The following is a 20339-nucleotide window of genomic DNA, read 5'->3' on the forward strand; positions in this document are numbered from 1 at the left end:
ATCGGCTTTTGGAATTCTGGGGATCACATGGCTCGTTCGCGGAGCATCATGGAAATCGCGGTCGCTTTCGCGGTGGTGGTGGGCGCCGCCACCCCCGCGAGCGCGGCGCCGGCGGAGCCCGTGCGCATCACGCGCTTCCTCGGGGAGCAGCGCCTGCCGCACATGATGCGGTTCGAGGGCACGACCGTGGGCGGGCTGTCGGGCATCGACCGCGATCCGGCCACCGACACCTGGTACTTCGTCTCCGACGACCGCTGGCGCTACAACCCCGCCCGCTTCTACACCGGCCGACTGGACTTCGACCGGGAGACCGGGGAGTTCGGCGGTGTGCGGCTGACCGGGGTCACCACGCTGACCAGGGCCGACGGCACCCCCTATCCGGCGTACGGGAGCCCGGGGTCGGCCGATCCCGAATCCATGAGATACGACCCGTGGGCCGGCCGGCTGCTCTGGGGTGACGAGGGTGACCGCCCCGACACCCGCAATCCGGCCATTCCGGTTTCCCCTTCCGGCGTGCGGCTGGCGGACATTCAGGGTCATAGCGTGGGGGAAATGGGCCTGCCGTCGAATTTGCGATTGACGGACACCGAGAGCGGCCCCCGGCGCAATTTCGGTTTCGAGGGGCTGGCCGTCTCCGCGCGCGCGATCACCGCCGTCACCGAGGGGCCGAGGTTCGAGGACGGGCCGGTGCCCACGACGGAGCGCGGCGCGCCCGCGCGGATCACCGTGTGGAGCCGCCAGGGCTCCGTACGCGGCCAGTACGTCTACCCGATCGACCCCCTGCCCGCCGCCCCCGTCCCGTCCGGCGGGGACGCCGACAGCGGCGTGTCGGAGATCCTCCCCATCGACGGCCACCGCTACCTGGCGCTGGAGCGGTCCTGGATCCAGGGTGTCGGCTACCGGGTCAAGCTCTACGAGTTCGACCTGCGCGGCGCCACCAACGTGCTGGCCAGGGACGACCTGTCGGAAGGCGTCGCCTACCAGCCGGTGCGCAAGCGGCTCGTATACGACCTCGGCACCTTCCGCCCGCCGGTCCAGAACCTGGAGAGCCTGGCCTGGGGGCCGCGCCTGGCGAGCGGCGAGTGCACGCTCGTGATGGGCTCCGACGACAACTTCGACCAGAGCGAGGTGACCCAGTTCCTCGCCTTCGGCGCGACGGGCTGCCCGTGACCCGGGCGCGGAGGGCCGGGGCCGCCGGGGCCGGCGAGCGGGCAGGGCTGACTGTGACGTGGCTGGGTAGCGCCTGCGTATGGCCATCTTCGACCTGACCACGCTCCGCGCGGTCGTCTTCGACACCGACGGCGTGGTCACCGACACCGCGCGGGTGCACGCCGCCGCGTGGAAGCACGTCTTCGACGCGTACCTGCGGGGCCGGTGCGAACCGTTCGACGTCCGCGCCGACTACCTCGCCCACGTGGACGGGCGGCCCCGCCTCGACGCCGTGCGCGCGTTCCTGGCCTCGCGCGGCCTGTCGCTGCCCGAGGGCGGTCCGGGCGACGAGCCGGGAGCGGCGACCGTGTACGGGCTGTGGCTGGCCGAGGACGCGCTGTTCGCCCAGGAGATCGGCCGGCACGGCGTGTCCGCCTTCCCGGCCGCGGTCACCCTGCTGCACGAGCTGCGCCACCGCGGCTGCCGTACGGGCGCCGTGGCGACCGGCGGGCACGACCGGGCGGCGCTGTCGTCGGCGGGCCTGCTGCACCTGTTCGACGTGCTGGTGGACGGCGAGGACGGCACCATGCCCGGCGGGCCGGGCCATGACGCGATGTTCCTGGAGGCCGCGCGCCGGCTCGGGCTGGAGCCGGGCGAGGTGGCGATCGTGGCGGGCATGCCGCCGGACGCCCCGGGGTTCGGCCTCGTCGTCACCCTCGCCGGGGGCGGCCGCCGGACGGGGGCGGGCACCGGGGCGGGCACCGTGGTCGCCGACCTGGCGGACGTGGACGTCCACGGGCGCGTGCCCGTGGTCCTGCGATGAGCTCGAAGGGGAATCGATCATGACTGGCACCGGAGACCTGGGACGCCGCATCATCCACTGCCGCGAACGCCTCGGGCTGACCCGCGAGCAGGTCGCCGAGCACGCGGACATGTCTCCGGGGTACCTCAAGTACCTGGAGGAGAATCCCGACGTACCGGACACCGGGGCCCTCTACCGCCTGGCCGACGCGCTGCAGACCACGGTGCCCGAGCTGCTCGGCGGCGGGCAGGACCGCCCGCCGGGACACGGGCCCGCCATGGCCCACCCGACCTCGGAGGTGCTGGACCAGGAGGCGTGCCTGCGCCTGATCGAGCCGGGCGGGATCGGGCGGGTGGCGTTCAACGGCTCGCACGGGCCGACGGTGCTGCCGGTCAACTACACGATGTGCAACGGCGCGATCGTGTTCCGTACGGCGGCGGGCGGCGCGATGGACCGGGACCTGCGCTCCGGGATGGAGGGCGTCGACATCAAGATCGCTTTCGAGATCGACCAGATCGACGAGACCAACCGCGAGGGGTGGAGCGTCCTGGTGCAGGGGCCCGCCCACCACGTGTCGCCGGACGAGGCGGACGACGTGGCCGGGGCGGAGGTCACGCCGTGGGTGGGCGGCGAGCGCCGGCTCTACATCCGCATCGTCCCGCAGCAGGTCTCGGGCCGCCGCATCCACGGCGTGTGACCCTTTCGCCCCGCCGAAGTCGGGGGCCGGTGGACGACAGCCGCGCCGGCGTCCATGTCGGGGAGGCGGCCGGGCGGGGTACGTCCCTAACCGTGCGGATGCGATCGCGACTGCCGGGAGGTGCCGCATGAGACCCCGCGCCCGACGACGCACCGGACAAAGCACCCGAAACAGCACCCGAAACAGCACCCGACACGGCATCCGGCGACGCGCCTGCCGCGTCCTGCCGGTCGTGGCCGTGCTCGGGCTGGCCGCCGCGGGGTGCGGGGAGCCGGGCGGGCCGGACGCCACGGCCAGTGCCACGTCCCCGCCGGTGACCGCCACCGGGCCGCCCACCGCCACCTCCCCGCCGGTGACCACCACCGGGCCGCCCACCACCGGCTCCCCGTCCGTGACGTCACCCCCGCCCACCGGTACGGGCTCGCCCGCCCCGCCTCCTCCCCGGAAGGACCGGCTGGTCGCGGGCCACTACCAGCCGCTGTGGCCGTTCGCCGGACCGGACCAGGTGGCGGCCTGGCGGCGCGCGTACCGCGAGGACGGCCGCGAGGCGTGGCACCTCGACGCCCGCCGCACCGCGCTCGCCTTCACCCGGGACCACCTCGGCTTCACCGAGATCGACCAGGCCGTGAAGACCGTCGAGCGGGGGGCGCACGCCCGCGTGCACGTCGGCTTCCGCTCCGAGGAGGGGCCGCGCCCGCTGGTGGCGGCCGTCGTCCATCTGGTCAGGTACGGCTCGGGCGGGGACGCGCCCTGGGAGGTGGTCGGCACGGACGACACCTCGTTCTCCTTGACCAGGCCCCGCTACGGCTCCGCCGTGAGATCCCCGCTGACCGTGGGCGGGCGGATCTCCGGCGTGGACGAGAGCGTCAGGGTCCAGGTGCGGCAGCCGGGCTCGCCGGAGCCGGTGGGGGAGACCTGCTGCGTGAGCGCCGGCGGGCAGGACTCGCCGTGGTCGGCCCGGGTCTCGTTCACGGCGGCGCCGGGCCGGACGCTGACGATCGTGGCCTCGACCGGCGGCCATGTGGCGGCCGTCGAACGCTTCGCGGTGACCGGCGTGACCGGCTGATCGGAGGATCGGCGCACCGAGGACGCACCGAGGACGCACCGAGGACGCACCGAGGACGCACCGAGGACGCACCGAGGACGCAGCGAGGACGCAGCGGGCGCACCGCACCTCCGCCCCGGCACCCTCGCCGTTCGGCCGACACGGGTTCAAGCGTTTACACGACCATCATCAGGCCTCCCTCCGGGACCGGAGTTGACGCGCGGGAGCCCCTGCGCCATCATCCGATCAAGCGGTTACATGCCGTCACGGGGAGATCAAGGAGGTCGGATGCCGCGACGGGCCACGCCCGAGGACGACCGCCCTCGCCCCTCGACCATCCGTGACGTGGCCAGGCGTGCCGGGGTCTCGGTCGCCACCGTCTCGCGCATCCTGTCCGGCTCCTACCCGAGCGCGCCCGCCACGCGCAGCAAGGTCATGCGGGCGGTGCGGGAGCTCGACTACGTGGCCAACGCGCACGCCCGAGGGCTGGCGGGCGTGCGGCCCAAGAGCGTGGCGATCGTCGTCAACTCCGTCGTCTCCCCGCACTACGCCCACGTCGCCCAGGGCGTGCAGGACCAGGCCGTCCGCGAGGGCCGGCTGTGCATCGTCGGCACCACCGGCGGCGACCCCGAGCGGGAACTGGCCACGGTCCAGCTCATGCGCGAGGAGCACGCCGAAGCCGTCATCCTGGTCGGCAACATCGTCGCCGACGGCGCCTACCGCGAACGCATGGCCGGCTACGCCCGCGCGCTCGCCCTGGCCGGCTCCCAGCTCGTGCTCTGCGGCCGGCCGCCGCTCGGCGACGACGTGCCGGCCATCGTGGTCCAGTACGACAACGTTGGCGGCGCCCACGCCATCACCAGCCACCTGCTCTCGGCCGGCCACCGACGCATCCTGTTCCTGGGCCGCCGCGACGGCTACACCACCCCCGAGAGCCGCATCGCCGGCTACCGGCAGGCGCTGGCCGCCCACCGCGTCCCCCACGACCCGGCCCTGGAGGTCGAGGGCACGATGGAACGCGACGAGGGCTACCGCATGATGCGCGAGCGCCTGGCCGACGGCCCGCGCGACTTCACCGCCGTCTTCGCCGTCAACGACCAGATCGCCGCCGGGGCGCGCCAGGCGCTGCGCGAGCGCGGGCTGCGCATCCCGGCCGACGTCTCGCTGGCCGGGTTCGACGATCTGCCTCCGGCCGCCGACATCGATCTCACCACCGTGCACGTGCCGCACGAGGAGCTCGGCCGCACCGCCGTACGCCTCGCGCTGGAGAGCGGGACGCCCGGCGTCTCGCGGCACGTGATGCTCGGCACCCACATCGTCGTCCGCGACTCGGTCAGCACCCACCTGGAGGAGCCGCCCGCCGGATAGGCGGGCCCGCGCGTGGTCCCTGGGATGCCGCCCCTCGAGCGGTTAGCATCGGTGCGGGCGGAGGTGCTCATGAGCGAACTGGAGGAGGCCCCGCCGGAGAGCGGGTCACTGGCCGAGCTCGCCAGGAAATACGGCCTGCGACCCGCCATCGCGCGGCCCAGGCCGGGCGTCTACCTGCGGCAGCTGTGGGAGCGGCGGCACTTCATCCTGACGTACGCGACCTCGCGCAACGTCTCCAGATATTCGGGCTCGGCGCTGGGCCAGCTGTGGCAGGTCGTCACCCCGCTGCTGAACGCGGCCATCTACTACGTCATGTTCGGCCTCATCCTGGGCGGCAGCCGGCACATCGACAACTACCCGGCGTTCCTGCTGACGGGGATGTTCGTGTTCACCTACACGCAGCGGGTGGTCACCTCCGGCGCCAAGTCGATCTCCGGGAACCTGTCGCTGATCCGCGCCCTGCACTTCCCGCGGGCCTCGCTGCCGCTGGCGTACACGCTCCAGGAGTTGCAGCAGCTCGGCGTCTCCATGGCGGTGCTGGTGCTGATCGTGATGCTCACCGGGGAGTTGCCGACGTGGTCCTGGCTGATGGTGCCGGTCGTGCTGCTGTTGCAGACGTCGTTCAACGTCGGTGCCGGGCTGGTGATGGCCAGGCTGGGCGCCTCGGTGCGCGACCTGAACCAGCTGCTGCCGTTCATCATGCGGACGTGGCTGTACGCGTCCGGGGTGTTCTTCGCCATCCACGACAAGGTCGTCGTCAGCGCGGGCCTGCCCGAATGGGTGGCCACGGTGATGTACCTGAACCCCGGCGCGGCCTTCATCGAATGGATGCGCGACCTGCTCATCGGCAGCCACGACCTGCCGCGGACGGTATGGGTGGCCTGCGTGTTCTGGGCGGTGTTCGCGCTGATCTTCGGGTTCTGGTACTTCTGGCGGGCCGAGGATAGATACGGGAGGGGTTGAGCTGATCCGATGAGCGAAGCTGCCGAGGGCCGCCCGGTCCGCCAGCTCCGGCTGGTGGTGGAGGCGGAGGACTACGAGGCCGCGGTGGCGTTCTACCGCGACGTGCTGGGCCTGCCCGAGGAGGCCGCCTTCTCCGGCGGGGACGGCGCGCGGGTGGCGATCCTGGACGCCGGGCGGGCCACGCTGGAGATCGCGAACCCGGCGCAGAAGAAGATGATCGACGAGGTCGAGGTGGGGCGCCAGGTGGCGCCGAAGTTCCGGGTGGCGTTCGAGGTGGACGACGCCCGCGCCACGACCGAGCGGCTGGCGGCGGCGGGTGCGACGGAGGTGGCGCCGCCCACCGTCACGCCCTGGGAATCGCTCAACGCCCGGCTGGACGCGCCCGCCGGGCTGCACATCACGGTCTTCCAGGAGCTGCGCGCCCCGGAGGAACGCGAGGAGCTCGACGGCTTCGGGACGAACACGGACCCGCCCTCCGGCCCCTGAGACCCGCAGCCGGCGGCCGCTCGGTCGTGGCACGCTCTCGCGGTGCCGGCCGGGCCGGCGAGGCGCCCGCGGCGGGGTGGGCGGCTCCAGCACCGCCCGCCCGGCCGGGGACGCCCCGCGCCCGCACCCCGTCCATCGAGCGCCTGCCCGCCCCGTCGAGCCGGGCAGGCGCGTCCGTCTCCCTCACCCTAGACGGCACGCCCGGCCGGGCCGTCACCGGCGGGAGGCCCTGACCTGCGCATCCGCTGATCCGCCCGATGCCCAGCCATACGATTTCGGTATCGATCCCCCGGAAAGGCGGCGGCCGGGGGAGCGAGGGTCAGGGACGGGCCGGGCGGGCGCGGACGTGCAGGCGCTCTCCCTGCGGCCCGAACAGTGCCAGCACCTCCGTCGGCTCCGGGCTCGGGTTGGTGAACGCGTGCGGCGTCCGCGTGTCGAACTCCGCCACCTCGCCCTGCGCGAGCACCACCTCGTGCGTCCCCAGGAGCAGCCGCAGCCGCCCGGCCAGCACGTACAGCCACTCGTAGCCCTCGTGGGTGCGCTGCTCCGGCTCGAAGCCCGGCCAGTTCGGCGGGTAGATCTGCTTGTACGCCCGCATCCCGCCGGGCCGCCGGCTCAGCGGGACGAACGTCGTGCCATGGCGTTTGAACGGCTTCATGTGCACGCGGGGATCGCCGGTCACGGGGGCGTCGACCAGCTCGTCGAGCTGCACCTGATGGGCTCTGGCCAGCAACAGCAGCAGCTCCAGGGTGGGCTTGCGCTGCCCGGACTCCAGGCGCGACAGCGTGCTGACGGAGATGCCGGTGCTGCCGGACAGCTGTGCCAGCGTCGCCCCGCGCTCCTGGCGCAGCGCCCGCAGCCGGGGCCCCACGGACTGCAGAACGTCGTCGAGGTCCATGCCGTCCACCTTGCCATTCCGGCAACGGGATTTGTCAACCGGTCACCCGGTCGCCGACAGTGGCGCCGTCGCGACGAACGAGAGGAGACGCGCGATGGACACGATGTACGACGTGGTGATCGTCGGGGGCGGGGCCGCCGGGCTGAGCGGGGCGCTCACGCTGGGCCGGGCACGGCGCAGGGTGCTGGTCGTGGACGCGGGGCGGCCGCGCAACGCGCCCGCCGAGGGCGTGCACACGTACCTGGGCCGCGAGGGCCTGTCGCCGCTGGAGCTGCTGGCCGCCGGCCGCGAGGAGGTGGCCGGGTACGGCGGAGAGGTCGTGACGGGCACCGTCGAGACCGCCGAGCGGCTGGAGGACGGCGGGTTCCGGGTCGTGCTGGACGACGGGTCCGAGGTGCGTGCGGCGCGGCTGCTGGTCACCACCGGACTGGTGGACGAGCTGCCGGACGTGCCGGGCCTGGCCGAGCTGTGGGGCAAGGACGTGCTGCACTGCCCGTACTGCCACGGCTGGGAGGTGCGCGACCAGGCCATCGGGGTCCTGGGCACGGGTCCGCTCTCCGTGCACCAGGCGCTGCTGTGGCGGCAGTGGAGCGAGGGCGTGACGCTCTTCCTGCACACCGCGCCCGAGCTCGACGCCGACCAGCGCGAGCAGCTCGCCGCCAGGGGCGTCACCGTGGTGGCGGAGAAGGTGACGGGCCTGGAGACGGCGGGCGGGCGGCTCTCCGGGGTGCGCCTGGCCGACGGGCACGTGGTGCCGTGCCGGGCGCTCGCCGTGGGCACCCGCCTCACCGCCCGCGGCGGCCTGCTCGCCGGGCTCGGGGTGGAGACCGAGGACGTGGAGATGGGCGGCCACGTGATCGGCACCCGGGTGCCGGCCGACCCGTCGGGCGCCACGAGCGTGCCCGGGGTGTGGGTGGCCGGGAACGTGACGAGCCTGGTGGAGCAGGTCATCGGGTCCGCGGCGGCGGGCGTGCGGGCGGGGGCGGCGATCAACGCCGACCTGATCGCCGAGGAGACCCGCCGCGCCGTCGCCGCCCGCGCCGCCGCCGCGTAGGCGCGAACGGGGCGGCGGCTCCCGCGCGTGGCGGGCCGCGGACGCGTCAGCGGGGGGTCTGGCTGCGGTAGGAGTGGCCGAGCTCCGCGCCGAGGCCGAAGTAGTGGCGGAAGTTGTAGATGAGCGGGCTCCACGCCCCCGGATCCACGTACTGCGTGCCGGGCACGACGATGCGGGGGTCCGCGTGCACCCGCTCCACGACGGCCTCGGCGATGACGAACGACCCCGACACGTCGAGCGTCACCCGTTCCGCCCGCGCCTCGAACTGGATCGGGCACTCGGCCACGCGCGGCGGCCGTACCGCCTCCGAGGGCTCGGGCCGCAGCCCGGCCGCGCCGAACTTGTCGGGCTCGTAATGGCAGCCCGCGGGCTTGCTGGCCGGCACCGGGTGCCGGCCGGTGAGGGGCGCCAGGCGCTCGACCGCCTCCCACTGGTGGGGCGCGGGCAGGTTGATGGCGACGTCGGGGCGGCTCATGAGGTTCTGCGCGCTCTGCCCGTCGGCGCCCAGCCCGAGCACGATCACGTTGCCCAGCGCCCAGGCGGACGACATCGGGGCGAGGTTGAAGGTCCCGTCGGGATTCTCCGTCGAGAGCAGGACGACGGGCGTCCCGAAGTAGAGGATGCTCGGCTGGATGGTCACATGGGATTCAGCGGTCACGGTGTTCATGTCCCAGAACCCTAGGAACGCGACATTCAACCCTGGGCCGAACCATTCCTGCAGATCTACATTGTAAAGGCGCCCGGCGAGGCGCCGTACGCCGTGCCCTTCCCGGAAAGCCGCACCGAGGAAACGGCGGCGGGGACGAACGCGGACTCGCCGGGCCGCAGGGCCAGGTCGCCCAGGCGGGCCTCGCCGTCGACGCAGACGACGATCCGCGGCGCGCCTCCGGCCAGGGAGTGCGGCGTGTCCAGGTCGTACCGGGTGAGGGCGAACTCGGGGACGGGCGGCCGGTAGCGGTGCTCGCCCCGCGCGTCCTCCTCCGGCCGGATCAGGTGCGGCGGAGCGGGCGTGAAGTCGACGACGCGCATGAGCTCGGGCACGTCGACGTGCTTGGTGGTGAGCCCGCAGCGCAGCACGTTGTCGGAGTTGGCCATGATCTCGACGCCGATGCCGCCGAGGTAGGCGTGGGGGACTCCGGCGCCGAGGTAGAGGGCCTGGCCGGGACGCAGGCTCACGTGGTGGAGCAGGAGCGCGGCGGTGACGCCTGGGTCGCCGGGGCAGGCGCGGGCGATGTCGCGGTAGGCGGCCAGCTCGGGGTCGCCGTCGCGGGCGAGCAGCGCCTGCTCGACCTGGGCGCGCAGCGGCCGGTGGGCGCCGTCGAGCATCTGCCCGAACACGGCCCGCAGGTCGCCCGCCCTGAGCAGGGCGGTCCAGGGGCGCAGGTCCGGCACGGCGAGGCGGTCGAGGAGGCCGGCGGTGTCGGCGGGGTCGCGGAAGCCGCACAGGCCGTGGAAGGGGGTGAGGGCGCAGACCATCTCGGGTTTGTGCGAGGCGTCCTTGTACGTGCGGACCGGCGCGTCGATCGGGATCCCGCGGGCGTTCTCGTCGGCGAACCCGGCCCGGGCCTGCGCGGTGGTGGGGTGGACCTGGAGGGAGAGCGGGCGTTCGATGGCGAGGATCTTGAGCAGGTAGGGGAGGGCGGGGCCGAAGCGGCCGGCGGTGGGCCCGCCGAGGGTGGCGCCGGGGTCGTGGGCGATGAGCTCGGTGAGCGGGGTGCCGTCGACGGTGGAGGGGTCGCCGGGGTGGGCGCCCATCCAGAGCTCGGCCTGGGGCCGGCCGGTGGGCTCGGTGCCGAACAGCTCCGGCAGCGCCGTGACCGAGCCCCAGTCGTACGGGCGGACGGCGGTGGTCAGGCGCAGGGGCGCGGTGGCCGGGGGGAGGTGGGGCTGTGGCACGGCGTTGGCTCCAATCGTCGTCATGGAGCGTAGAACGCGGCGGGGCCGTGTGCGTAGCCGGGGTCACGAGCGCGCGGCCGCCGGCTCGCGCCCGTGGCGAGGCGCGGGCCGGCACGCGGCAGGTCAGTGGGCGCGCGGCCGGTATGGCGCGGTGCGTGTGGCGCTTGAGGCGGGTCAGCGGGCGCGCGGGCCGAGCAGGACCGGCATGGTGCGGGTGCTGTTGCCGAGCAGCGTGTCGAGCGGCGCCAGGTCCTCGGGCCGCGCGGCCGGCGCGATCTCCGGGAAGGCGCCGAACAGCGCGGTCAGCGCGATCTCGGCCTCCATCCTGGCCAGCGGCGCGCCGAGGCAGAAGTGCGGTCCGTGCCCGAACGACAGGTGGGTGCCCGGTGGCCTGCCGATGTCGAAGAGGTGGGCGTCGTCGCCGTAGTGGCCGGGGTCGCGCCCGGCCGAGGCGAAGCAGGCCAGCACCGGCTCGCCGGTCGCCAGCGGCACGCCGTCGATCTCGACGTCGCGCACGGCGTAGCGCATCGGGAAGTAGGCGATCGGGGAGTCCCAGCGCAGGGTCTCCTCGACGGCCGCGTCGTACGGGCAGCGGCCGGAGCGCAGCAGGTCGAGCTGGTCGGGCCGGTGGATCAGGGCGCCGATGGCGTTGGTGATGAGGTTGACGGTGGTGACGTGCCCGGCGATGAACAGCAGCTCGATCGTGGCGAACAGCTCGTCGGTGGACAGCCGGCCGCCGTCCTTCTCGCGCAGTTTGAACAGGTCGGTGATGAGGTCCTCGCCGGGCGTGTCACGGCGTTCCTCGATGATCTGGTCGAGGAACTCGTGCAGGGTCCTGCGCAGGTCGGGCGTGTCGTCGAGGCTGCCGTCCACCTGGGCGACGGAGTCGGACAGCTCGTGCAGCCGCTCCTGGTGGGCGGCCGGGATGCCGATCAGCTCGGAGATGACCTCGCGGGGCAGCGGGTAGGCGTACTCCTTGCGCAGGTCCACGGGCTGGTCGGGCGGCATCGCGGCGAGGGCGTCGATGAGCCTGCCGGTGAGCGCCTCCACCTTGGGGCGCAGCTGTCGCAGGCGGCGCGCGGTGAACGCGCCGGCGACCGCGGTGCGCAGCCTGCGGTGCTCCTCGCCTTCGGCGTTGAGCATGGAGGTGTCGGTGACGATGCGGTCGATGGCCGTGCCGGGCGGTGACTCGTGGCGGGCCGCCCAGTGGCGGATCTCCCTGGACAGGTCGGGGTGGGTCAGGACGGTCAGCAGCGTGTCGTAGCGGGTGGCGGCCCAGGAGGGCACGCCTTCGGCGGTCACGGGGACGAGCGGGCCGGCCGCGCGCAGCCGTTCGTTGTCGGCGTGCAGGCTCGGGGTGGCCGGGTCGAGCACGAACCGCGTGCCCGCGTCCTCCCTGGGCGTCCGGTCGCCCGCCGGCGGGTCGTCCAGGGCGTCCTGGACGAGGGTGTCCTCCGACGCGTCCAGGCCATCCTGGGCGGGAGGCGCGTCCTGTCCGGCGGAGTCCTGGTCGAGGCGGCTGTCGTGGCTCATGAGTGCTCCCGTCTGTCGTGGTCATCCCGCCCGTCGCGGGCTCATCGCCAGCGCGGTCACGTCGAAGCCGGGGTCCCGGTCGAGGTACAGGTCGCGGACCAGCTCGCCCGCGGCGGGCGCGTTGCACAGGCCGTGCCCGGAGAAGCCGGTCGCGTACAGGAAGGCCGGTGGTCCCGGCTGGTGGCCGATGAAGGCCGTCTTGTCGGGGCTGGCGTCGCGCAGGCCGGTGACGGCCGTGTGCAGGGCGAGCCCGGCCAGGCTCGGGTACGTGGCCGCGAGCCGTTCGGCGACCTGCCGCCGCCAGGCCTCGCGGTCGGGGCCCGGGTAGCCCATGCCGATCAGCAGCCGGTCGCCGCGCAGCCGGATGAGCAGGCCGCTGGCGGCGTGCAGGGTGACCGGGACGTCGGGCGTGCCGGGCGGGAGCGGGTCGGTGGTGAGCAGTTCCTGCTCGATCGGCTCGGTGAGCGGCAGGTCGACGCCGGCGCTGCGGACGAGCGAGGACGACCAGGCGCCGGCGGCGCAGATGATGGCGTCGGCGCCGATGTCGCCGTCGTCGGTCAGCACGCGCCCGGCGCGGGTGTCGATGGCGGTGACCGGGCAGCCGGTACGCAGGAACGCGCCCGCCTTTTCGGCCGCCCGCGCGTACGCGGTGACGATGGCGGTGGTGTCGGAGATGTAGGCCTGCGGCGAGTAGGCGGCGCCGCGCAGCGGGGCGTCGCCGATGAGCGGGTTGTGCTCGCGGGCCTCCTCGGCGCTGATCAGGGCGACGTCGACGCCGGCGGCGCGCTGGGCGGGCAGGTCGGCCTCGAACGCCTCCACCTGTTCCTGCTCGGTGAACAGCACGAGGTAGCCGACCTGCCGCAGCGGCAGCTCGGTCCCGGGCCTGCTCGGGAAGGCGTGGTACGCGTCCAGGCTGCGTACGGCCAGGGCGGAGCTGACCGGGTTGCCGGCGAAGTAGGAGCGGACCACATCGGCGGTGGCGCGCGAGGCGCCGGAGCCGAGCGTGCCCCGCTCCAGGAGCGTGGTGTCGACCCCGGCCTCGGCCAGGTGGTAGGCGATCGACAGGCCGATCACGCCGCCGCCGACGACCACCACCCGGCTGCCCGGTCGCGGGCCGGTCATGCCGGCGTCGCCTCTCGGTGCAGGTGCTCGCCGGCCTGCCACGGGAACAGGTGCAGGTTCCAGCCGCCGAGGCAGTTGCAGTAGAGGGCCATGTGGGCCATGACCGCGATGAAGTCCTGGTGGCTGTCGAGGCGTTCGAGGCCGTCCAGGAGGCGCTGGGTGAAGTCCCACAGCGTGTCCAGGCCGCAGTAGCCGAGGAATTCGGCGGGCGTGTGGGCCAGCTGGCGGGTCATCTGGCGCAGCCACGGCATGGGCATGCCGTCGAGGGCGGCGCGGACGAGGCCGCCGTAGCAGCTGTAGCCGAGCGGCCGGGTCTCGCCGTTGACGAACAGCAGGGTGGTCAGGACCGTCTCGTAGCTGCCGGCTCCGGACGGGATGCGCCCGGCGTGCAGGTCGAGCAGCTCGCGCGGCGGGTCGAGCCAGATGCGCTCGGTCTCGGCATGGACCTCCTTGACGAGCTCGTTGAGTTGCGGGTCGCCGATGGGCAGGCGTGGCAGCTGGTGGCCGCCGGCCTCGCCGGCGCGGCGCACCTCGGCGATGACGGGCTGTTTGGTGGTGTAGACGGAGTCCCAGACGTCGCGGCCGGCCTGGATCAGGGCGTCGAGGTCGTCGGGGACGACCTGGCCGACCGGGGTGGCGGTCATGGGTTCGGTCAGCTCGCCGTACTTGATGCCGAGGTGCTGCAGCCGCGAGCAGAAGATGGTGCCGTCGGGCACGGTGCGCCGGTCCACCCGGTATTGCGCCGGTGTGTGCAGCAGCGAATGGACCGGGGCGACGTGGTAGAGGTGATAGCCGGCGACCAGGGCGTGTCCTTGCAGGCTCTGGTACGGCAGCGCGTCCCATAGGCACTGGGCCAGGGCGCTGTTGCGCTGGTCGAGTTCTGCGGTCACGGTGATGCCGAGGCTGGGCCAGGTGATTTCCACACGCTTCGATTCGTTCACAGTACGTCACTCTATCGTCACGATTTGTGGCGATTGAGGCGGGGGTGGGGTATTTACCCGTGCTTGGTGTGGTGCGCGAGCAGTGTCCGGCTTCGTGCGTCGCCCCAGATCGAGTACGCGTCCACGTACGGCCGCAGCAGCGCCGCCAGCTTCGGGTCGCCCCGGCCGTTGAGCTCGTCCGAGGCGATCTTGCGGGCGGCGCCGGCCACGACGTCGGCCACCTGGACCCTGGCGTCCAGGCGCGCCTCGACCAGCCGCAGCCCGGCCAGCCCGGCGGCGACCAGGTGCAGGTGGGCGACCCGCTCGTCGGTCAGCGTGGTCTGCCGGTCGTGCACGACCTGCACCGGACGGCCGTCCTCACCCCAGTAGGCGACCGCCCTGACGATGGCCGGGATGAGCGGGTCGAGCGCGGGCAGCACGTGCGGGTCGGCCAGCAGCCGCTCCCTGAACGACTCGAAGCGCGGCCTGGCCCGCCACAGCAGGTCCATGATCTCGCCGGCCGGTCCGCCGGCGCCCCGCAGGCCGTCGACCAGGCGGAAGCTCTCCTCGACCGAGGTGGTGACGCCCTGGCCGTTCTTGGCGCGCAGCAGGTAGTTGAACGCGTCGAGAAAGGCCGCCCACCGCGCGGGCTCGAACGCCCGCCGTCCCTCGTCGTAGAGCGCCACGGCCAGGCCGCCGGCGTCGGGGGCGCCGAGCAGTTCGACGACCTTGCCGACGACATGGAAGGTCTTGTCGGTCAGGAACACGTGCACGTGGCCGAGGACCGGCCCGTCCGGGCTCAGCAGCCACCGCAGGGCAGCGCGGTGCTTCTCGCGCAGGATGTGGCCCGCCTTGAACTCGTCGGCCGGGGTGGGGGCCCGCTCGCGCAGCTCCCGGATGCAGTCGCCGGCGGCCTCGGGGGACATGCGGACGCTGGCGTGCGCGAACACGTCGGTGTTGCCGCCGACCAGCTTCTCGCCCTCCGCGCCGGACTCGTCGCACGCGACCTCGAGAGGTTCCGACACGGTTAACGAATGTTGTCAAGCGCCCGCCGTTCCCGCGAGGCGATTTCCACCCGGACGGTGTCAGAGCGGGGCACGGGCGAACTGCTGGTTCTGGCCGCCGTTGCACGGATACTGCTTGAACTGCACGTTGTCGGCCTGCGAGGAGGAGGGCAGGTCGAGGCACTTGCCCGAATGCCGGGCCACCAGCCGCAGGTAGCCGCCGCCGGCGTCCTGGAGCGCCCACTGCTGGTTGGCGCCGGAGCCGCACGTGTACTGCTGGACGGCGGCCCCGTCGGCGGTGGAGACGCCGTCGATGTCCAGGCACTTGCCGGAGTGGCGGGCCACGACCTGCACGTAGCCGCCGCTGACCGACTGGATGCGCCACTGCTGGTTCGTGCCGCCGTTGCAGGCGTACTGGATGACGGCCGCCGCGTTGGCGGTGGACGCGTTGCGCACGTCGGCGCACTTGCCCGAGTGGCGCACCGTCAGCCGGTCGAAGCCCGTCCCGACGGGGGTGATCGTGCCGGCGGCGGCGTCGATGGCGAGTTCCCGCGCGTAGGACAGGCTCATAGAGGTACGGCTGGGGAACTGGATCGGCAGCCACACGTAGCGCGAGTCGTTGACCGGGCCGCCCCACGCGCCCGCCCACCGGTCGCCCAGATACAGGTACGACGTGCCGGAGGTGCCCTGCACCGGCAGCACGTACGCCGGCTGCGAGCCGAACGTGAGGGAGTCGCCCGCGTTCTGCCAGGCGCTCCACGTGCCGGTGATGCTGGTGGCGGTGGCGTAGCGGGCCTGGTTGGGCTGCCAGCCGGTGGCGGCGGAGGTCAGCAGGAAGTACACGCCGTCGCGCTTGAACATCGCCGGCGCCTCCCGGTGGTCGCCGGCCCACATGCGCACCAGTGCGGACACGTCGGTGTAGTCGGAGGTCAGCCGGTAGACGTGCAGGTCGTAGTTCTCGTTCGCGGCCGAGATCATGTAGCCGGTGCCGTCGCTGTCGACGAACGCGGTGATGTCGCGCGACATGTGGCCGAGCGGGCGGAAGCTGCGCAGGTAGGTGTAGGAGCCGTCCACCGTGTCCGAGACCGCCACGGCCGCCCGGGCCTCACCGTAGTCGCGGCCGTTCTCCTTGTGCATCCACATGACGAACCGGCCGGTGGCGGCGTTGTAGATGACCTTCGGGCGCTCGATGTTGGCCACCTGCAGCTCGGCGGCGCTGGACTGGGTGAGCACGTGGTTGCGGAACTCCCAGGTGCGCAGGTCGGCCGAGCGGTAGGCGGAGACGTAGCGGAAGGTGCCGTCGGCGTTGCGGTTCTCGCCGAACCAGTAGTAGTACGAGCCGACCTTGATCACGCCGCCGCCGTGGGCGTGCAGTGCGTTGCCGGAGGTGTCGGTGAAGGGCGCGCCGACCGGCACGGTGACGGGCGCGGTCCGCGTCGCGGATCCGGCGGCCTCGCTGAGGGGCGCGGTGAGGGGCGCGGTGAGGGGTGCGGTGAGGGGTGCGGTGAGGGGTGCGGTGAGGGGTGCGGCCGGTGTCGCGGCGGCGGCCGCGGTGCCCGCCACGGAGGCGGGTGACAGCGCGAGTGCCAGGCACAGCCCGGCCAGGAGGGTGAGGACACGTGACATGGCACCCCGACGATAGGCACGGCCCGCCACGAGCACCAGCGCGCCGCCCGCCGGCCGGGCGTCCGCGCACGTCGGCGCTGAAACTTTCACCGCCGGCCGGGCCGGTGCGGCGGCCGGAAACCCCGGTGCTACGGTGGATCACGACGCGGGGTGCCCGGAGGGCCGGGCTGAGATCACACCCGTCGAACCTGCTCTAGTTCGCACTAGCGAAGGGACGTCAGCCGGTGACCTTCTGTGAGAAGACCTGGGCGCGCACGGCCGCGCTGCTCGACGCGATCCACACCCACCCGTTCAACGCCGCGCTCGGCGAGGGCACCCTCGACCGCGACCGCTTCGCGTTCTACCTGGTGCAGGACGGCCGCTATCTGGTGGCCTACGCCAAGGTGCTGGCGACCGCGTCGGCCCGCGCCACCGACCCGGCCGACGCCGCGTTCTTCGCCCAGAGCGCGCACACGGCGCTGGTCGTCGAGCGCGGCCTGCACGCCGGCTACCTCGGCGAGTTCGGGCTGACGGCCGAGCAGACCGGGCAGATCGCCACCTCGCCGACCTGCCTGGCCTACTCGTCCTATCTGCAGGCGGCGGCGCTGTCGGCGCCGCTGCCCGTGCTGGCCGCCGCCGTGCTGCCGTGCTTCTGGGTCTACCAGGACGTCGGCACGGCGCTGCTCGCCCGCACGTCCGGCGCCGCCGATCACCCGTACCGCACGTGGATCTCCACCTACGCCGACCCGGGCTTCGCGGCCTCGGTGGAGCAGGCCAAGGCGGTGGTGGACCGCCTGGCCGAGCTCGCCGACCCGGGCACGCGGCAGGCGATGGAGGAGGCGTTCTGCCGGGCCACCGAGTACGAGTGGATGTTCTGGGACAGCGCCTGGCGCATGGAGAGCTGGCCCACGGCCCGCTGGCTCACCTGACGCCGGCCTCTCATTTGACGCCGGTCTGCGTGAGCTCCTTGCGCAAGGTGCGCGCCTGGTGCAGGTAGTGCCTGGCCAGCGCCGAGCGCCCGGACGAGCGGTACAGTTCGCCCAGCGTCTGGTACGTGTCGGCCTCGCCGCTGCGGTCCCCGAGCTGCCGGAAGATCTCCAGTGAGCGTTTGAGCTGGTCGGAGCCGTCGGACCGGTCGCCTCTCGCGACCTGGAGCCCGCCCAGGTTCCGCATCGCGTACGCGCCGCAGTGCCGGTCCCCGAGCGACTCGAAGATGTCCAGCGCGTGCCCCTGACAGCGCATGGCCCTGTCGGACTCGGCGACCAGGTCGTACAGGCGGCCGAGCTGCGTCGACACGCACGCCTCGCGGTGGGCGTCGCCGAGCTCCCCGGCCAGCCGCAGCGCGTCGCCGAGCCACCGGGCGGCCTGGCGCGGGTCGCGCAGCGACAGGTGCACCCGCCCGATCGCCTGCCGCACGTACGCCTCGCCGCTCCTGTCGCCGATGGCCAGGAACATGGCCAGCGCGTGCCGGAAGGAGCCGAGCGCCGCGAGATGCCGGTAGGAGAACTGGTCGACCGCGGCCAGCCCGCAGATCGAGATGGCCTCGCCGCGGGGGTCGCCCAGCTCGCGGAAAAGCACGCGCGCCCGCCGGAACATCTCGCCCGCCTCGGCGTAGCGGTCCTGGTAGAGGCAGACCTGGGCCAGGCCGCGCAGCATGGCGGCCTCGCCCTGGCGGTCGCCGGCCGCGCGGGCCGCGTCGAGCGCGACCCGGTGCGTGTCCTGCCACTCCTCCAGCCGGCAGTGCAGGTCGAAGTACGGCACCAGGGTCGCGGCCAGCCCCCACGCCGACTGGGCCAGGCCCGCGCCGGCCGCCAGCCGTACCGCCGAGACGAGGGACTCCCGCTCGGCCTCGAACCACGGCAGCGGTTCGGCGGTCAGGCGGTCCAGGGTGTCCCGCTCCAGGCTCCAGCGGGGCGCCCGCTCCGACGTCAGCCCGAACAGGGTCGTCGGCAGCCGCGCGCTCGCGTGCTCGGCGGCCGTCAGCCAGCCGCCGAGCACCCGGACCAGGGCATGCCGCTCGCTGTCGCCGCCGGCCTTCTCGCGGGCGGCGCAGCGGACCAGGTCGTGCAGGCGGTAGCGGGGCTGGCCGACGGGGTCGGTGCCGGCCAGGCGCAGCAGGTTCGCGTCCACGAGGGCGTCCACCACGGCCTCGGAGCGGTGCCGGTCGAGCACGGCGTCGGCCACCCAGCCGGGCACGGACTGCGCGCCGAGCAGGCCGAGCGCGCGGAAGGCCAGGGCCACGTCGCCGGGCAGCCGGCGGTAGCTGAGCTCGACCGAGCCGCGTACCTCCAGGTCGCCGGCGCGCAGCTCGTCCAGGCGGCCCGCCTCGTCCGCCAGCCGCTGCCGCAACACGCCCAGCGGCCAGCCGGGACGCCCGGCCAGCCGCGCGCCCGCCACCCTGACGGCCAGCGGCAGGTGGCCGCAGGAGCGCACGATCGCGCGGGCGGCCTCGGGCTCGGCGGCCACCCGCCTCGCCCCGGCGATCTGGCCCAGGAGCCGCTCGGCCTCCGCCGGGGTCAGCACGTCCAGCTCCAGCTGCAGGGCGCCCGGCAGCTCGGCGATGCGCCGCCGGCTGGTGACGAGCACCGCGCAGCCGCTGCCCGGCAGCAGGGCGCGTACCTGCGCGGTGTCGGCGGCGTCGTCGAGGAGGACCAGCATGGGCCGCTCCGACAGCAGGGAGCGGTAGAGCGAGGCTCGTTCGCGCAGCGTGGGCGGCAGGGCCGGCTCGGCGACGCCGAGCGCCCGCAGCGCCTCGGCCAGCAGGTCGAGCGGGTCGGCCGGGTCCGCGTCGGTGCCGCCCAGGCACAGGTAGAGCTGCCCGGCCGGGTAGGCGGCGCGCAGGGCGTGCGCGCAGTGCACGGCCAGCGCCGACTTGCCCACCCCGGGCGGCCCCGTCACCACCGCGATCGCCGGCGGGCCGTCCACCGGCCGCCGCCCGGCCGACAGCGCCCGCGTCAGGTCCGCCACCTCGTGCGCCCTGCCGGTGAAGTCCGGCACGTCGGCGGGCAGCTGGTGCGGCGCGGCGGCAGGGGCCTGGTGGGGCGCCGGGGGCGGGTCCCCGGCCAGCACGCGGGCGTGCACGTCGCGCAGTTCCTGGCCGGGCTCGACGCCCAGCTCGTCCACGAGCTGCCGCCTGACCGCGGTGTAGGCGTGCAGCGCCTCGGCCCGCCGGCCGCTGTGGTGCAGGGCGAGGATGAGCCGCTGCCACAGATCCTCCCGGTAGGGGTGCTCGCCGATCAGCTCGCGCAGGCCGTCGATCGCGGCGGCGTGCTCGCCGCGCGCCAGCATCGTCTCGGCCAGCTCCTCGGCGGCGGCCAGCCGGGCCTGCGCGAGCACGCGCAGCCGCCCGTCCCAGGCGGGGCTGGCGGGCAGGTCCGCGAGCGGGGTGCCGCGCCACAGCGCCAGCGCCGCGCGCAGGTGCTCCGCCGCCTCCCCGGTACGGCCCGCCGCCCGAGCCCTGCCCACCAGCTCCTCGAAGCGCAGGGCGTCCAGCCGGTCCGCGCCGACCTCGATCACGTAGCCCGAGCCGCGGGTCGCGATCCGCACGCCCGCCGAGCGCAGCGAGCTGACGTACGTGCGCAGGTTGGCCACGGCCGACGATGGCCGCGCCCGCGGCCACAGCACCTCGGCCAGCACGTCCGAGCCGACCACCTGGTTGGCGTCCAGAAGAAGTGAGGCGAGCAGGAGCTTCGGCTTCCCGCCCGCGATGCGCAGCGGCCCCTCAGGAACATCGATCCGCAGCGGGCCGAGCACGCCGAATACGGGCTGATCAACCACCATGACCGCGCGTTCTCCTC

18 protein-coding genes and 1 riboswitch are annotated in these 20339 nt (G+C 73.8%); of the genes, 9 read left to right on the top strand and 9 right to left on the bottom strand.

Going from position 1 to position 20339, the window contains the following annotated elements; translation table 11 throughout:
• Positions 1–48 precede the first annotated feature (48 nt).
• The 7 genes from FH608_RS13660 (at position 49) to FH608_RS13690 (ending at position 6510) form a co-directional block, all read left to right on the top strand.
• Positions 49–1170, top strand: a complete 1122-nt coding sequence (locus FH608_RS13660) for an esterase-like activity of phytase family protein (protein ID WP_139630827.1) — start codon at positions 49–51, stop codon at positions 1168–1170.
• A gap of 79 nt (positions 1171–1249) precedes the next feature.
• Positions 1250–1972 (top strand): HAD family hydrolase, encoded by a 723-nt coding sequence (locus tag FH608_RS13665; protein ID WP_139630828.1) that lies wholly within the window; start codon positions 1250–1252, stop codon positions 1970–1972.
• A 19-nt stretch (positions 1973–1991) separates the two neighbouring features.
• Complete coding sequence (locus FH608_RS13670; protein ID WP_139630829.1) at positions 1992–2648, top strand: helix-turn-helix domain-containing protein; 657 nt, start codon at positions 1992–1994, stop codon at positions 2646–2648.
• 232 nt (positions 2649–2880) lie between these two features.
• A complete protein-coding gene (locus FH608_RS13675; protein ID WP_226899448.1) occupies positions 2881–3714 on the top strand; it encodes a hypothetical protein in 834 nt (277 codons plus the stop codon).
• A 267-nt stretch (positions 3715–3981) separates the two neighbouring features.
• A complete protein-coding gene (locus FH608_RS13680; RefSeq protein WP_139630830.1) occupies positions 3982–5061 on the top strand; it encodes a LacI family DNA-binding transcriptional regulator in 1080 nt (359 codons plus the stop codon).
• A 69-nt stretch (positions 5062–5130) separates the two neighbouring features.
• Positions 5131–6024, top strand: coding sequence for an ABC transporter permease (locus tag FH608_RS13685; protein ID WP_139630831.1), 894 nt, complete (start codon positions 5131–5133; stop codon positions 6022–6024).
• Positions 6025–6033: 9 nt separating this feature from the next.
• Entirely contained in the window at positions 6034–6510 is a 477-nt protein-coding gene (locus tag FH608_RS13690) for a VOC family protein (protein ID WP_139630832.1), read from the top strand.
• A 319-nt stretch (positions 6511–6829) separates the two neighbouring features.
• Here FH608_RS13690 and FH608_RS13695 read toward each other — a convergent pair whose 3' ends face one another.
• Positions 6830–7408 carry a helix-turn-helix domain-containing protein gene (locus FH608_RS13695; protein ID WP_139630833.1) on the bottom strand — a complete coding sequence of 193 codons (579 nt, stop codon included), beginning with the start codon at positions 7406–7408 and terminating at the stop codon, positions 6830–6832.
• Between the two features lie 103 nt (positions 7409–7511).
• Between FH608_RS13695 and FH608_RS13700 the strand changes: the two genes are divergently transcribed.
• A complete protein-coding gene (locus FH608_RS13700) occupies positions 7512–8462 on the top strand; it encodes an NAD(P)/FAD-dependent oxidoreductase (protein WP_226899506.1) in 951 nt (316 codons plus the stop codon).
• 46 nt (positions 8463–8508) lie between these two features.
• Here FH608_RS13700 and FH608_RS13705 read toward each other — a convergent pair whose 3' ends face one another.
• The 7 genes from FH608_RS13705 to FH608_RS13735 form a co-directional block, all read right to left on the bottom strand.
• Positions 8509–9129, bottom strand: coding sequence for a flavin reductase family protein (locus FH608_RS13705; protein ID WP_139630835.1), 621 nt, complete (start codon positions 9127–9129; stop codon positions 8509–8511).
• A gap of 56 nt (positions 9130–9185) precedes the next feature.
• Positions 9186–10382: a mannose-6-phosphate isomerase, class I gene (manA, locus tag FH608_RS13710; RefSeq protein ID WP_139630836.1), complete on the bottom strand. Its 1197-nt coding sequence runs from the start codon at positions 10380–10382 to the stop codon at positions 9186–9188.
• A gap of 150 nt (positions 10383–10532) precedes the next feature.
• Positions 10533–11891 carry a cytochrome P450 family protein gene (locus FH608_RS13715; protein WP_139630837.1) on the bottom strand — a complete coding sequence of 453 codons (1359 nt, stop codon included), beginning with the start codon at positions 11889–11891 and terminating at the stop codon, positions 10533–10535.
• Between the two features lie 21 nt (positions 11892–11912).
• Entirely contained in the window at positions 11913–13013 is a 1101-nt protein-coding gene (locus tag FH608_RS13720; RefSeq protein ID WP_139630838.1) for an NAD(P)/FAD-dependent oxidoreductase, read from the bottom strand.
• Complete coding sequence (locus FH608_RS13725) at positions 13010–13954, bottom strand: cucumopine synthase-related protein (protein WP_139630839.1); 945 nt, start codon at positions 13952–13954, stop codon at positions 13010–13012. Before FH608_RS13725 ends, FH608_RS13720 begins: the two co-directional genes overlap by 4 nt.
• Positions 13955–14007: 53 nt before the next feature.
• Positions 14008–14958, bottom strand: a complete 951-nt coding sequence (locus FH608_RS13730; RefSeq protein ID WP_139630840.1) for a DUF3800 domain-containing protein — start codon at positions 14956–14958, stop codon at positions 14008–14010.
• Between the two features lie 60 nt (positions 14959–15018).
• Positions 15019–16563 carry an RICIN domain-containing protein gene (locus FH608_RS13735; RefSeq protein WP_139630841.1) on the bottom strand — a complete coding sequence of 515 codons (1545 nt, stop codon included), beginning with the start codon at positions 16561–16563 and terminating at the stop codon, positions 15019–15021.
• 136 nt (positions 16564–16699) lie between these two features.
• Positions 16700–16795: riboswitch (TPP riboswitch) on the top strand.
• Here FH608_RS13735 and tenA point away from each other — a divergent pair.
• Positions 16788–17471: a thiaminase II gene (tenA, locus tag FH608_RS13740; RefSeq protein WP_139630842.1), complete on the top strand. Its 684-nt coding sequence runs from the start codon at positions 16788–16790 to the stop codon at positions 17469–17471. It overlaps the preceding riboswitch by 8 nt.
• A 10-nt stretch (positions 17472–17481) precedes the next feature.
• Here the strand turns inward: tenA and FH608_RS13745 are convergent, their stop codons facing one another.
• Positions 17482–20322, bottom strand: a complete 2841-nt coding sequence (locus tag FH608_RS13745) for an AfsR/SARP family transcriptional regulator (RefSeq protein ID WP_139630843.1) — start codon at positions 20320–20322, stop codon at positions 17482–17484.
• Positions 20323–20339: the final 17 nt, after the last annotated feature.

Origin of the sequence: Nonomuraea phyllanthi (assembly GCF_006334985.2) — a bacterium.
Lineage (GTDB): Bacteria > Actinomycetota > Actinomycetes > Streptosporangiales > Streptosporangiaceae > Nonomuraea > Nonomuraea phyllanthi.